Source organism: Candidatus Goldiibacteriota bacterium (assembly GCA_016937715.1).
Classification (GTDB): Bacteria; Oederibacteriota; PGYV01; order PGYV01; family PGYV01; genus PGYV01.
The window spans coordinates 1-13,555 of record JAFGWA010000051.1 but is presented as its reverse complement, the minus strand read 5'-3'; the positions used below and the strand labels follow the sequence as shown (position 1 = coordinate 13,555).

17 protein-coding genes are annotated in these 13,555 nt (G+C 43.4%); all 17 read left to right on the top strand.

The features are described 5' to 3' along the window. Positions 1-390: 390 nt before the first annotated feature. The 17 genes from JXR81_06150 (at position 391) to JXR81_06070 (ending at position 13,443) form a co-directional block, all read left to right on the top strand. Positions 391-987: an RNA polymerase sigma factor gene (locus JXR81_06150; GenBank protein MBN2754435.1), complete on the top strand. Its 597-nt coding sequence runs from the start codon at positions 391-393 to the stop codon at positions 985-987. A 59-nt stretch (positions 988-1,046) separates the two neighbouring features. Next, complete coding sequence (locus JXR81_06145) at positions 1,047-1,838, top strand: hypothetical protein (GenBank protein ID MBN2754434.1); 792 nt, start codon at positions 1,047-1,049, stop codon at positions 1,836-1,838. Positions 1,839-1,872: 34 nt separating this feature from the next. Then, positions 1,873-2,559 (top strand): hypothetical protein, encoded by a 687-nt coding sequence (locus JXR81_06140; GenBank protein ID MBN2754433.1) that lies wholly within the window; start codon positions 1,873-1,875, stop codon positions 2,557-2,559. Between the two features lie 566 nt (positions 2,560-3,125). Further along, a complete protein-coding gene (locus tag JXR81_06135; GenBank protein MBN2754432.1) occupies positions 3,126-3,599 on the top strand; it encodes a bifunctional nuclease family protein in 474 nt (157 codons plus the stop codon). Between the two features lie 62 nt (positions 3,600-3,661). Then, the gene (locus tag JXR81_06130) at positions 3,662-3,895 is read left to right on the top strand and encodes an AtpZ/AtpI family protein (GenBank protein ID MBN2754431.1); all 234 of its coding nucleotides are present in this window, start codon (positions 3,662-3,664) and stop codon (positions 3,893-3,895) included. Further along, the gene (locus JXR81_06125; protein MBN2754430.1) at positions 3,879-4,250 is read left to right on the top strand and encodes a hypothetical protein; all 372 of its coding nucleotides are present in this window, start codon (positions 3,879-3,881) and stop codon (positions 4,248-4,250) included. Before JXR81_06130 ends, JXR81_06125 begins: the two co-directional genes overlap by 17 nt. Positions 4,251-4,260: 10 nt before the next feature. After that, the gene (gene atpB, locus JXR81_06120) at positions 4,261-5,016 is read left to right on the top strand and encodes a F0F1 ATP synthase subunit A (protein MBN2754429.1); all 756 of its coding nucleotides are present in this window, start codon (positions 4,261-4,263) and stop codon (positions 5,014-5,016) included. 93 nt (positions 5,017-5,109) lie between these two features. After that, positions 5,110-5,412 (top strand): ATP synthase F0 subunit C, encoded by a 303-nt coding sequence (atpE, locus tag JXR81_06115; GenBank protein MBN2754428.1) that lies wholly within the window; start codon positions 5,110-5,112, stop codon positions 5,410-5,412. A gap of 113 nt (positions 5,413-5,525) precedes the next feature. Then, complete coding sequence (atpF, locus tag JXR81_06110) at positions 5,526-6,011, top strand: F0F1 ATP synthase subunit B (GenBank protein ID MBN2754427.1); 486 nt, start codon at positions 5,526-5,528, stop codon at positions 6,009-6,011. Between the two features lie 13 nt (positions 6,012-6,024). After that, positions 6,025-6,624, top strand: a complete 600-nt coding sequence (gene atpH / locus JXR81_06105) for an ATP synthase F1 subunit delta (protein MBN2754426.1) — start codon at positions 6,025-6,027, stop codon at positions 6,622-6,624. A 24-nt stretch (positions 6,625-6,648) separates the two neighbouring features. Beyond that, positions 6,649-8,157 (top strand): F0F1 ATP synthase subunit alpha, encoded by a 1,509-nt coding sequence (locus JXR81_06100; protein MBN2754425.1) that lies wholly within the window; start codon positions 6,649-6,651, stop codon positions 8,155-8,157. 14 nt (positions 8,158-8,171) lie between these two features. Continuing rightward, positions 8,172-9,026, top strand: a complete 855-nt coding sequence (atpG, locus tag JXR81_06095) for an ATP synthase F1 subunit gamma (GenBank protein MBN2754424.1) — start codon at positions 8,172-8,174, stop codon at positions 9,024-9,026. 54 nt (positions 9,027-9,080) lie between these two features. Beyond that, a complete protein-coding gene (gene atpD / locus JXR81_06090; protein ID MBN2754423.1) occupies positions 9,081-10,490 on the top strand; it encodes a F0F1 ATP synthase subunit beta in 1,410 nt (469 codons plus the stop codon). Positions 10,491-10,502: 12 nt separating this feature from the next. Then, positions 10,503-10,928 (top strand): ATP synthase F1 subunit epsilon, encoded by a 426-nt coding sequence (atpC, locus tag JXR81_06085; protein MBN2754422.1) that lies wholly within the window; start codon positions 10,503-10,505, stop codon positions 10,926-10,928. Between the two features lie 2 nt (positions 10,929-10,930). After that, entirely contained in the window at positions 10,931-11,914 is a 984-nt protein-coding gene (locus JXR81_06080) for a hypothetical protein (GenBank protein MBN2754421.1), read from the top strand. A 193-nt stretch (positions 11,915-12,107) separates the two neighbouring features. After that, positions 12,108-13,049: a PorV/PorQ family protein gene (locus tag JXR81_06075; GenBank protein ID MBN2754420.1), complete on the top strand. Its 942-nt coding sequence runs from the start codon at positions 12,108-12,110 to the stop codon at positions 13,047-13,049. Position 13,050: 1 nt separating this feature from the next. Next, complete coding sequence (locus tag JXR81_06070) at positions 13,051-13,443, top strand: YjbQ family protein (GenBank protein ID MBN2754419.1); 393 nt, start codon at positions 13,051-13,053, stop codon at positions 13,441-13,443. The last annotated feature ends 112 nt before the right edge of the window (positions 13,444-13,555 follow it).

The window sequence follows — 13,555 nt, the reverse complement described above, 5'->3', positions numbered from 1 at the left end:
TGCGACGAAGAGAAGACTAAAAGAAACTACTTTCAGAGATGAGATCAAGGCGTAAAAAGTGTTGACAAAGTCTTTCAGAGAAGACGCAACATGTTGCGTCTCGCTTTTGGTTTTGACATCCAAAAAAACGGGCTGTGTATGGCCTGTTTTTTTTATTTATATTTGTCCTTTAATGCAGAGGCGTAATACATTACGCCTTGTCTTTGAAGTGTTCTTGATTTGACTTCCGTCCCTCTGTGCATCTGTCCCTCCGTCCCTCAGCTTTTCTAGCCGCCGTTCTTTCGCAACTTTTTCCCGTCCCATACGTTATAATATTGTAAGTTAAGGTTTTGATTTAGCCGAGCAGCTGAACTTCCGAGCCGCCGAGCTGCTTGTTTTAAGGAGGGTTTTTTGAGTCTTGAAAATGAAAAGGACATAATAAACAGAGCAAAACAGGACCCGCAGGCATTCGCGGAGCTGTTTGATTTTTATTTTGATAAAATATTCCATTACATCCTGTACCGCACGGGAAACGCGGAAACCGCAAGGGATATAGCGTCAGAAGTTTTTTTCAAGGCGCACAAAAACATAAAGAATTTCCGTTTTATGGGTTATCCTTTTTCCGCGTGGCTTTACCGAATGGCTGGAAACGAGGTCATCTCATATTTCAGGCATAAAAAGTTTGAACCCTCATCCCTTGAAGCGTATCTGGACGATAATAAAATAGACGGCCCCGCGTCAAGGCAGGACATGCGGCAGGAAATTGAAAGAGCTCAGGAACTTGTTGATTCCAATGGCGCGTATTGCGCGGTTAAACAGGCGATGCTTAAGCTGGATCCGCTTTATCAGGAAGTGATTGTGCTTAAATTTCTGCAGGAAAAATCCATAAAGGAAATATGTGAAATACTGGGCAAAAAAGAAGGCACTGTAAAGTCCCTTATTTCAAGGGCGCTTGAAATGATAAGAAAAGAGGCGGTTGTTAAGTATTTTTCATCTGTAATTGTATAGGACGCAACTTAATTATTTTTGGAACGTTATCAGATATAAGAGCAAAAAGGAGAATTACAATGGAAGAAAAAGACTTTAAAAAAGCGCGGCTGGAAAATGTAACCATACCGCAAAACAGGGAATTCTTAAGAAACGCCCTTATAAATTCTTCAGCAGCCAAAAAGGAATCATTTTTCAGTTTTGCGCCGTTAAAAATAGGCGCGGCCGCGTTTGCGGTAGTACTTGCGGTTGTTTTTATGGTGGTGGAAGATAATAATAATCCCGGGCAGACCAATAATTTAGGGGGTGTATGGAGCACCTATGACGATTCTGACGAGGGTAATAATTCTGTTGTCTGGCCGCAGGCGCCAAAAGCCTGCGAAAACCTGTTTGAAAAAAGCGCGCCCGGTTTTGGCGGTAAAGGGTATGCGGTGCGCGTAACCGGAACAGCAGGTAATAATATTAATAATTTTATAGGTGTTAATACTTATTTAAGCGAACACGCTTCCTGCCCGCGCTGTTCGGGGATAAACATAACCATGTTTAAAGGTATTAAATTTAAAATGAAAGGCAATATTGCGGGCGGCGCGCTTTATTTTATTCTGCCCCACGAATCCGGCGAGCCGGACGAAAATCAGACTTCGTGCGTAAGCCTTACGGATAATAATGATTATACGGCGGACATAAGCGGGTTTGTAAAAAGTGAATGGACAGACGTAAAACTTGATTTTTATAAGTCCTTTAATCAGCCCAAAGGCAACACAGTAAAGATTGTAAAGGTACTTGAAAATGCCAACAGGATTAAATGGGAATGGAAGGGCAATAAAGGCGAAAAGATGGACGTTTGGATTGATGAAATTCAATTTTATTAAAATTCCCGGTATCCGGGACAATAAGGAGGAAGTTATGAAAAAGATTGTGGCAATAGCGGCAGCGGTAATGTTTGTGTTTTCAGGGCTGGCACTTGCGGCGGAACCGTTTTTAGTTGATGATTTTGAAGACGGCAATGTTCAGACAGCGCAGGGGGGATGGTGGTACACGTATAATGATGTGGAATCAGGAGGAAACTCTGAAGTATGGCCGGTTAACGGAAAGTTTGAATTAAGCAAGCCCGGCGCTGAAAATAAGGGTTATGCCGCAAGAATGAAAGGCACAGCCGGAAACAAGCTGGGCTGGGATTTTGTGGGTATAGGCTCAACGCTTAAATTTGATTCAGGATGCCCGTCAGCAAAACCTGTTAACCTGAAAGATTACACAACGCTTCAGTTTAAGATCAAAGGCAAAGTGTCCGGCGGTAGGCTTATTGCAAGGCTGCCATATGTTGCAAATACCTGTAAACAGGGGGCGAACGGACCGGATACACTTACTGAGTGGGCAGATTATGAATGCGGCATCACTTCCAAAGTGTCCGGGGATTGGACGACAGTAAAGCTTGATTTAAGAAAAGACTTCAAGCAGCCAAAGTGGACAAAAAAGGAAAGTATTGTTCCCATTGAAAAGGTCCTTGAAAACATGCACAACGTTCAGTTCCATTTTTCCAGCCCCGACGGCGATACCATTGACATCTGGCTTGACGATATACAGTTTAATTAATAATACTTTCGCACTTCCAAAAACCCGGGCGGCTTACCGCCCGGGTTTTTTATTTGGTTTTATCGTTTTTGATTTGATCTGGTAGACGTGGGTTTTCAGCCCGCGGATTTTATCCTTTATTGTAGAGGCGCAACATGTTGCGTCTCGCTTTTGACCTGACAGACGCGGATTTTTCCCGGCTGCCGTAGCCATAGATTGCTATGGCGGAGGAGGCAGCCCGCGGATTTTATCCTTTATTGTAGAGGCGCAACATGTTGCGTCTCGCTTTTGATCTGACAGACGCGGATTTTTCCCGGCTGCCGTAGCCATAGATTGCTATGGCGGAGGAGGCAGCCTGCGGCAGTTTGTTTTGATTTAGGGATTTTGGTTGGCGCACCTTTTAAGGTGCGCAGTTAAATAAACATAAAATCTAAAAAATCCGCGGGCTAAAGACCCGCGTCTACCAAGACGAAACCAAACCGACAAGCCGCATTTTTATAACAATTATTCAAAAAACTATTGCCAAAAATCTGCGCTTGTTGTATTATCATTTTAAATTTGCTTATTGAAATGTGAAGAGGTTTCTGATGATTGAAATGAAAGTCAGCGGGCTTGCCACGGATTCCACGTCGCGCATGCCCATTGTGATACTGTCCGATAAAGAAGAAAAACGCTACCTGCCCATATGGGTGGGGGTTTATGAATCGGATGCTATTTTAATGGCCCTGGAAAATATAGAAGTTCCCCGGCCTATGACACACGATCTTTTAAAGGTTATTCTGGAAACAACAGGGATAGAAGTGCAGGAGGTTATGATTTCTGCCATTAAGGAAAACACCTTTTTTGCTAAGATTATCCTGAAAGACAAGAAAGCTGAATACGAAATTGATTCCAGGCCGTCAGATGCTATAGCGCTTGCGCTAAGGACTGACGCCCCTATATTTGTGGCGGAAAACGTAATCATGGAAGCCACTATAATGGATAAAGAGAAATACGAAAAGGAAATGCAGGACTTTAAAGAATTCTTAAAAGACATTAAGCCTTCAGATTTTCACAAGTAAAAAAATTTTTCAAAAATAAATATGGAACGATGTTTTAAGATACGGTAGGAGGTTCTTAAAAAATGAAAATAGACAGTGATTTAAGGGAAGGGCTTAAAAGTCTGGGCACGCTTGGCACGCTTGGTTTCACCCTTGTAATATGCACGTTTGCGGGGCTTGGAATCGGGCTTTTGCTGGATAAACTTACCGGATTAAAGCCGGTATTTACTATAATATTTCTGCTCTTTGGAATAGTATCCGGATTCGTTAATATATTTGTGAAGACGGGAAGGTTTAAAGATGACGCCAAACGTTAAGGTTTTTATTTTGCTTGTCATATTGGCGGCAGCGTCAATGGCGGCGGCTTTTTTTGACTTAAGGCTGGCGCTGGGGGCTGTTTCCGGCATTATGCTTTTTGCCTTAAATTACCTGGCAATAACGTTCACGGTAAAAGGAATTATTTCCGGAGACGGACAGCCTGTTCAAAAAGCGGTATCTGTGGTCATGATATACATGGGCAAGATACTTGTTATAGGCGCGGCGGTATTTGCGGTAATCAGGTTCAGGGAAGTAATTTCAATAAAAGGTTTTTTAGCGGGCGTTTTTGCGGCAACAGCCGCGGTTCTTATAGGCCACACGCTTTTATTTAAAAATAATAAAAAAACTATATAAAGGAGACGCAATGGGAGAATCACTGCACTATCATTCATTTATCCCTTTTCTTGACAATCACGCTTTTACCATTGTCCTTATGATGATGCTGGATTTCGCTATAGTAATTTTTATACTGTGGCTTGGCAACTTAAAACGCGATTTAAGGCCCAGGGGCGCGCAAAACCTTGTGGAATGGTTCATTAAATATATAACGGATTACGCGGATTCCGTAATAGGCAAGCAGGCGCCGCGCTACTATCCCATACTTTTAATGCTTTTTATGTATATCCTTGTCGGCAATCTAATGGGTTTAATACCGGGGCTTATTTCGCCCACCAGCATGCTTACCGTTACTGTCACCCTTGCTATTTGTGTTTTTATAATGGAATGGTTTGAAGGTATAAGGGTAAAGGGCATAATCAAATACCTTGCGCATTATACGGGCGGGGACGCGGTTCCGGGATGGCTTAAGCCTTTTATGTTTTTTGTGGAATTAATGAGTGACATTTCAAGGCCTGTATCGCTCTCTTTCAGGCTTTTCGGAAATATTATGGCAAAAGAAATTTTACTTGGCGTCCTCATTGTGCTTGTTCTTTTGTTCTGGCCGACAGTTAATTCAAACGCGATAAGCGCGATGATGGCGGGTTTTTCTTTTGTATTAAGGCCGCTTATAATTGTGCTTGGCGTCCTTGTAAGCGTTATTCAGGCGGGTGTTTTCACCCTGCTTACAGCCATATATATCAGCGGAGCCGTGGCTTCGCATGAACACAGCGAAGAACATTAATTCAAATATATTAACAGGAGGTGGAAGATTTTGAAAAAGTTCAGGTTTGTAGTGCTTATGGCAATTTTTGTAATGGGATTAGTTGGTGTAGCAATGGCAAGCGAAGCAGCGGGCGCGGCGGGAAAAGCGACAAATGAAAGCGTTACTTTCTTTGCGTTCTCCGTTTTAGCGGCAGCGCTGGGTGTAGGGCTTGCAGCACTTGGATGCGGAATTGGACAGGGAATGGCCACAGCGAAAGCTGCGGAAGGCGTAGCAAGGCAGCCGGAAGCTGCAGGTAAGATTCAGGGTGTTCTTATCCTTGGTCTTGCTATCATTGAATCACTTACAATTTACGCGCTTGTTGTAGGCCTTATCCTTATATTCGCAAATCCTTTCAAGGATCTTTTCATAGGATAGTTTTCACGCGGGCCGCAAGGCCCGCTTAGCACTCATAGAAATACCGGAGTATTAAAAAGGTATATAATAGAAATAATTAAATCCCAAAAGGGATAAAATACAGGAGGATAAAAATGGTTTCAGTAGATAAAGCGGTGTTGCTGGTACAGCTTATAACTTTTCTTTTGGCGGTTCCTATGATTTGGATATTCTTCTTAAAACCGCTTATTAAAACGCTTACTAACAGGGAAAAATACATTACGGACACGCTTGATAAAGTGGAAAAAGACCGCGATGAAATGCAGAAAATGAAAGAAGAATATGAAATAAAGATGAGGGAAATGCACTTAAACGCCTCCGCGGCGCTTGAAAAAGCCGTGGCAGAAGGCGAAAGGTCAAGGCATGAAATAATTGAAACCGCAAAAGAAGAAGGGCACAAACTTATAGTGGAAGCAAAAAAAGAAATTGAAGCGGAAAAGGTTAAAGCGATAGAAGACGTAAAAGGCAGTATTGTTGATATAGCCGTTATTGCGGCGGAAAAGATTGTAAAGGCAAGTATGTCAAAGAAAGCGCAGACAGAGATTGTTCAGGATGCAATTGAAAACATAGGAAAAAACTAAAAAGGGTGATTAGATGATAAACACTACGTTACCTACAAAATACACCGAAGCGCTTTTTCAGGCGGCGGCGAACTTAAACCAGATAGAAAAGGTAAGGGAAGACCTGCGGCTTTTGCAGTCCGCAGTTTCAGCAAACCGTGATTTTGCGGCGATACTTGGACACCCCGGCGTAAGCAAAGCGGATAAAAGGGCTGTTGTTACAAACGAATTTAAGGACAAGATTTCAAGGCTGGCGCTTAATTTTATGTGCCTTCTTATAGATAAGAAAAGAGAAGCGCTTTTATTTTCCGTTTACGAGATTTACTCGCAGAAAGCGGACGAACTTGCGGGCATAAAACAGATTCAGGTAAAGACCGCGTATACCTTAACTCCTGTTGAAGAGGCAAAGGTATTGGCGCAGCTTGAAACTTCATTTAAAAAGAAAGTACGCATGGACACAAAGGTGGACGAAGGAATCCTTGGCGGAATCATAGTCAGGGACAGGATGACTTTAATTGACGCAAGCGTAAGGCAGTACCTTGATACAATGAAAAAGGAACTTAAAGAGGGCAGGAAAAAGGCAAAAAAGAGCGCGAAAAAAACCGTTAAAAAGAATACAAAAAAGAAAAAATAACTGACATACCTCAAGGAGGAAGCAATGCAGATAAGACCGGATGAAATCACAGGAATTATCAAGGCGCAGATTGAAAATTATGAAACAAAGGTAACTTTAAGCGAAGTGGGCGAAGTAATTCAGGTAGGCGACGGTATCGCCCGCGTGTTCGGGCTTGACAATGTTATGTCCATGGAACTTGTGGAATTTCCGGGAGGCATAATGGGTGTCGCGCTTAACCTTGAAAAGGACAATGTCGGCGTGGTTTTAATGGGCGACGATAAAGGCATCAAGGAAGGCGATATGGTAAAACGTACCGGGAAAATTTTATCTGTTCCGGTCGGTCCGGAAATGATAGGAAGGGTTGTAAACGCGCTTGGAGTTCCGATAGACGGCAAAGGGCCGATTAACACATCTAAAATAAGGCCGGTAGAAGTCATAGCTCCGGGCGTTGTTGACAGGGATCCGGTTAAAGAACCCATGCAGACAGGAATTAAAGCCATTGACGCCATGATACCGATAGGCCGCGGACAGCGCGAACTTATAATCGGCGACAGGCAGACAGGCAAGACCACAATAGCAATAGACGCAATCATCAATCAGAAAAATTCAGGCGTAATATGTATATACGTTGCCATCGGACAGAAACAGTCCACAGTGGCAAAAGTTGTAAACACCCTTACAGAGTACGGCGCGATGAAATATACAATCGTAGTATGCGCAAGCGCATCGGAACCCGCGCCTGTCCTTTATATGGCTCCTTACGCGGGCTGCGCAATGGGCGAAGAATTCATGTGGCAGGGCAAGCATGTGCTTATAGTTTATGACGACCTTTCAAAACACGCTGCCGCTTACAGGCAGATGTCGCTTCTGTTAAGAAGGCCGCCCGGCCGTGAAGCTTATCCGGGAGACGTTTTCTATCTTCACTCAAGGCTTCTGGAAAGGGCTTCAAAGTTATCAGAAAAACTTGGATCCGGCTCTATTACAGCGCTTCCTATAATTGAAACACAGGCCGGCGATATTTCGGCTTATATTCCTACCAACGTTATTTCCATCACAGACGGGCAGATATTCCTTGAAAGCAGCCTTTTCTCCGCGGGCGTCAGGCCTGCCATTAATGTTGGGCTTTCCGTATCAAGGGTCGGCGGCAACGCGCAGATAAAGGGTATGAAACAGGTAGCCGGAAAACTTAAACTTGACATGGGACAGTACAGGGAACTTGCGGCATTCGCGCAGTTCGGCACGGAACTTGACAAATCATCCGAAGCGCAGCTTTCTTTGGGCCGCAGGATGGAAGAAATATTGAAACAGGGAAACAATCTTCCGCTTCCCGTTGAAGACCAGCTGGTTATAATCTACGCCGGCATCAACAGGTTTCTTGATGACGTGGCGCTTGAAGACGTAAGGGATTTTGAAAAAGGGCTTTTAAAATACGTTAATGAAAAACACAGCGACGTTATAGAAGACCTGAAAAAGGAAAAGAAGTTTACGGACTCCATCAATAAGAAGATAGACAAAGCGATATCGGAATTCAGGGCAACATTTAAAAAATAAAAAAGGAGCTTTAAATGGCTACTTTAAGGGACATCAGAAAAAGGATAAAAAGCGCCCAGAATATTCAGCAGATAACAAAGGCCATGAAAATGGTCTCTGCGGCCAAGCTGCGCAAAGCCCAGGACAGGACTTTGGCATCAAGGCCTTACGCTGAAAAAATCTCGCAGGTAATAGGCGAGCTTATGTCAAGCGACGCGGGTTCGCGTTTTCCGCTTTTAAAAGAACACCCCGAAGTTAAAAAAGAAGCGGTGATACTTGTCACGGCGGACAAGGGGCTGTGCGGAAGCTTCAACGGCAATCTGGCAAAAGAAGTAATGATGATGATGAGGGAAAATCCGGACGTGTCGCTTTTTTATATCGGCAAAAAAGGGTTTGACCTTTTAAAGAAGTTTGGCAGGGAAAATGAAAAATTCAAGTTTAACGACCGTTACATAGGCTGGCCGGACGTGGAAGAAGTGGGAAAGATGGTAATAGATAATTTCAGTGCCGGCAAATACGGAAAGGTCACGCTTATCTACAGCAAATTCCAGACAAATTTAACACAGAATATTATCAAGAAACAGCTTCTGCCGGTGGTTTTTGAAGGCAGCACCGAACAGCACGCTAAAAGGGATTTTATATATGAACCTTCGGAAAAAGCTGTGCTGGAAAATCTGTTTGTAAGGTACGTTAAGACAACCATCTACAGCGCTGTGCTTGAATCGCAGGCTTCCGAACACGGGGTCAGGATGGCTTCGATGGAAAAAGCCACCAATAACGCGAACGACATGATACGCAGCCTTACACTTCTGGCAAACAAGACAAGGCAGGCGGCAATTACAAATGAAATTCTTGAAATTGTAGGCGGAGCAAACGCAATAAAAGGATAGTAAATATAAAAACAATAAAACGGCCAAGAGCCAATATTTAAGGAGGAAGAAAGCATGAGCGAAGGAAAAGTGGTACAGGTTATAGGGCCTATCATAGATATTGAATTTTCGGGAAAACTTCCTGAAATTTACAACGCCGTAAAGGTGACAGGAAAATATGAAATGAACGGCGAAGAACACGAAATTAATTTAACAACAGAGGTTGCCACCCACGTGGGCGACAACACTGTGCGCTGCGTTGCCATGAGCTCCACAGACGGCATAAGCCGCGGTATGAAGGCAACGGACACAGGCGAACCTATCAGGGTGCCTGTCGGCGAAGCCACGCTTGGAAGGGTGTTAAACGTGCTTGGCGAACCGGTTGATTATATGGGGCCGGTTAAAACAGACAAGTTCAGCGTTATCAGAAGGCGTCCGCCTTCATTTGAAGAACAGGCAATTAAAACAGAAATGTTAGAAACAGGTATCAAGGTTATTGACCTGCTTTGTCCGTACCCTAAAGGCGGAAAGGTCGGCTTGTTCGGCGGTGCCGGCGTGGGTAAGACGGTTGTTATTATGGAACTTATCAGAAACATCGCGCAGGAACACGGCGGCTATTCAGTATTCGCGGGAGTCGGCGAGCGTACAAGGGAAGGTACAGACTTAAGAAATGAAATGATGGAATCCGGCGTTATAAGCAAGACGTCGCTTATATACGGTCAGATGAACGAACCCCCGGGTGCAAGGTTAAGGGTTGGTTTAACAGGCCTTACAGAAGCTGAATATTTCAGGGATGAAGCGGGAAAAGACGTTCTGTTATTCATAGACAATATTTTCCGTTTCACGCAGGCAGGTTCGGAAGTTTCCGCGCTCTTAGGGCGTATGCCTTCAGCTGTAGGCTACCAGCCTAACCTTTCAACAGAAATGGCGGAGCTTCAGGAACGTATCACTTCAACTAAAAAAGGCTCCATCACATCGGTTCAGGCCATATATGTTCCTGCCGATGACTTAACTGACCCGGCGCCGGCTACGGCTTTCGCGCATCTTGACGCGACAACCGTTCTTAACAGGGCGCTTACATCTCTTGGTATTTATCCCGCGGTTGACCCGCTTGATTCCACATCGTCCATTCTTACTCCGGAAATTGTCGGTGAAGAACACTATAATGTGGCCAAAGAAGTGCAGCGAATCCTTCAAAGGTACAAAGACCTTCAGGACATCATAGCCATCCTTGGTATAGATGAACTTGCTGAAGCGGACAGGCTTATAGTCGGAAGGGCAAGAAGGATACAGAAATACTTAAGCCAGCCGTTCTTTGTGGCTTCGGCGTTTACAGGCCAGGAAGGAAAATACGTGCCTGTAAAGGAAACAGTATCGGGCTTTAAGAAACTTGTCTCCGGTGAACTTGACAACCTTCCGGAACAGGCTTTCTATATGACAGGCAGCATTGATGAAGTAATTGAACGCGCAAAGACAATGGTGTAACGGAGAAAAAAAATGGCCAATTTGATAAAACTTGACATAGTCACGCCGGATAAGAAAATATTTGAAGGCGAAATAAAAAGCCTTGTGGCGCCCGGGATTGACGGTGAATTTGGAATACTTCCGGGGCACGCGCCGTTTGCCACTGCGCTGGCGCCGGGTGTGGTTGAATTAAAAAAACCCGACAACACGCAGGAATTAATGGCAGTCAGCGGCGGATATATTGAAGTGGCGCATGACAGCGCCGTGCTTCTTGTTGAAACCGTGGACAAGGCCGGTGAATTTGACATAGAGCGTATTAAACGTAACAAGGAAGAGCAGGAAAAACTTCTTAAGTCCAAGACGCAGCAGGATGTGGATTACGACAGGATACAGATGGAACTGATGCGCGAAATGTCCAGGCTTAAGGCTGTGGAACTGCTTACCCGGCGCGGAAAGTAAAAATGCGTTACAGACTATTGCCGTTATTTTTTTTATCGGCAATGCTTTTTGTTTCGTGCGGCAAAAATCTTGAAATTTCAAAAGATAAATTTACTTACATTCAGGAAGGGGAGCCTTCCACATTATCTCTTACTACCATGCTGCAGGACCGCCCGTTTTTCATAAGGTGGGAAAAAGGAAACCTGATAGAAAAAAACGCGCTGTCCCCCAAACCTTCCTGGAACCGTTTTATGGCGATGAATCCGGAAGGTCTTGTTATCAGAAAAAAATCACCGGAAGGTATCACCCAAATCCCGGCTGAGTATATTGAAAATATAGAAATAAGCCCTGACCGCAGCCTGGCTGCGTTTACAATTAAACTGGGTTCTTCTCTTAACGGCTCTGTGGGAATAGCGGATATACGTCAGAAGAGAGTTATATTCAACGAAGAAGTGGAAGACCGCCCCGCATACCCTCCCGTAAGGATGAGCATTGCAATAAGGGACGCTTTTTTCAAACCGGTGTTCTCGGATGACGGCCGGTATCTTGCCTATACGCGTTATAATTATCTTAACACCCGTTTTATCCGCATAAGAAATATCATGGACGGCACATTCAATGAAATTGACAATGCCATGCTTCCGCAGATGGCAGGCGGTAATATTTATTATATGGCTTACAAAAAGGGAAATCCCGCGCTTATGCTTATGAAGCGGGGCATTACCGGCGGGAATGCGGTAAAAATTGCCGATGTTACAGAAAATATGGTGAATTTTATGCGTCTGAACAATTCCGTATATCTGACAACGTGGGAAGGTTTTTATGAAGTTATAAATGATAAACTTGAAAAAAAATTTGATTTTGAAGAGATAAAAAAACAGGGCGAACAGGCGGAAATAGCCGCAGTGTATCTGTCATCGCAGGAAGGCCTTAATTACCTGTTTTTAACGGTTAAACATAAAAAAGACGGCGATTACAAATGGCGCGTCTATGGAAGGCTTTTTTGAAAATTTAAAATAAAATTTTATAATACGAAAACTGCAAAAAATGCAATAAAATAAGGGCTTTTTTGGCGGAACAATTAACAAAAAGGGTTGTCTAAACGTTTATATAATATGGTTTAATGGCGGGTAAAATATCCTTGACACCCTATGGGCAAAATGATATATTTTACTTAATCATAATTGAGGTGATTGTTTAATGATAAAAAGGTATTTAATTACGGCTTTGACAGCTGTATTTATGTTTGTTTTAACGTTAACTTCATATGCCGATCAGGGCACGACTTCCGCTGTCTTTTTAAAGCTGGAACAGGGAGCGCGTCCGATAGCTATGGGCGGGGCATACACGGCAGCTGCGGATGATGTTCATTCAATTCTTTGGAACCCGGCGGGTTTATCACAGCTTCAGGGATTTCAGGTATCATTCATGCACACAATGTGGTTTGCTGATATTTTTTATGACTACCTTGCGATGGCATATCCTGCCGGTGAAATCGGAACTTTCGGGCTTTCGGTTGTTTATGTAAATTCAGGTGATATTAATAAATGGGATATATCAGGAAATCCTCTTGGTTCATTTTCTTCTTCTGACCTTGGTTTTGGCATTGCTTACGGAACTTCAATCAATAAAGACCTTTCTCTTGGCGTGACAATAAAACTTTTTAATTCCAGCATTGATGACAAGTCGGCTTTTGGTTTTGCCGGCGATATCGGCGCTATTTATACCACTCCTGTTGAAGGGTTAAAAGCCGGAATAGCATTTCAGAATCTGGGCCCTAAATTTGGTTTTGGCGAAGCGTTTCTGCTGCCTATAAATTTCAGGGTGGGATTAAGTTATTCGGCGGTAAGAAACCTTATCTTAAGCCTTGATTACATTCAGCCTATAGAGACAAACGGAATTATAGCCGCAGGCATGGAATACTGGTACAGGGATCTGCTTGTTTTAAGGCTTGGTTATCAGTATCAGGGAATGTTTGATAAAAATTATTACTATGAAAACTACGCCGGCCCGTCAATACTTGCGGGATTCGTTATCGGCGCGGGGATAAAAATAGACATATACTCTGTAGATTACGCTTACAGGCAGTATGGCGTTCTTGAAAGCACACACAGGATAGGGCTTACGGTCAAGTTTAAGTAAAATGCATACGCTTGAAATTAACACCAAACAAAGGTGTGAATTGGTTGAAATAACAGCCGATGTTCAGGCGGCGGTTGACTTAAATAAGGCGAAAGACGGTATTGTTTTTTTAATGGTGCCTCATACTACTGCCGGCCTTACAGTAAATGAAAATGCTGATCCGGCGGTAAAAAAAGATATCTTAAAAAAAATGAATGGCATGATTCCGGTTAATGACGGCTATATTCACGCCGAAGGCAATTCGGATTCCCATGTAAAACAGTCTTTGTTTGGCTGTGAAATGTTCTTTATTGTTGAAAATGGAAAACTGGTACTTGGTACGTGGCAGGGGATTTTCTTCTGTGAATTTGACGGGCCAAGAAAAAGAAAAATATACATAAAGATAACAGGATGACTTCATAGGAGGAATTAAATGGCGCGAGTTGTATTAAAAAACATCTGGAAAAAGTACGGAAACGTGACAGCTGTCAAGGACGCGAACATCACATGTGAAGACAAGGAATTTT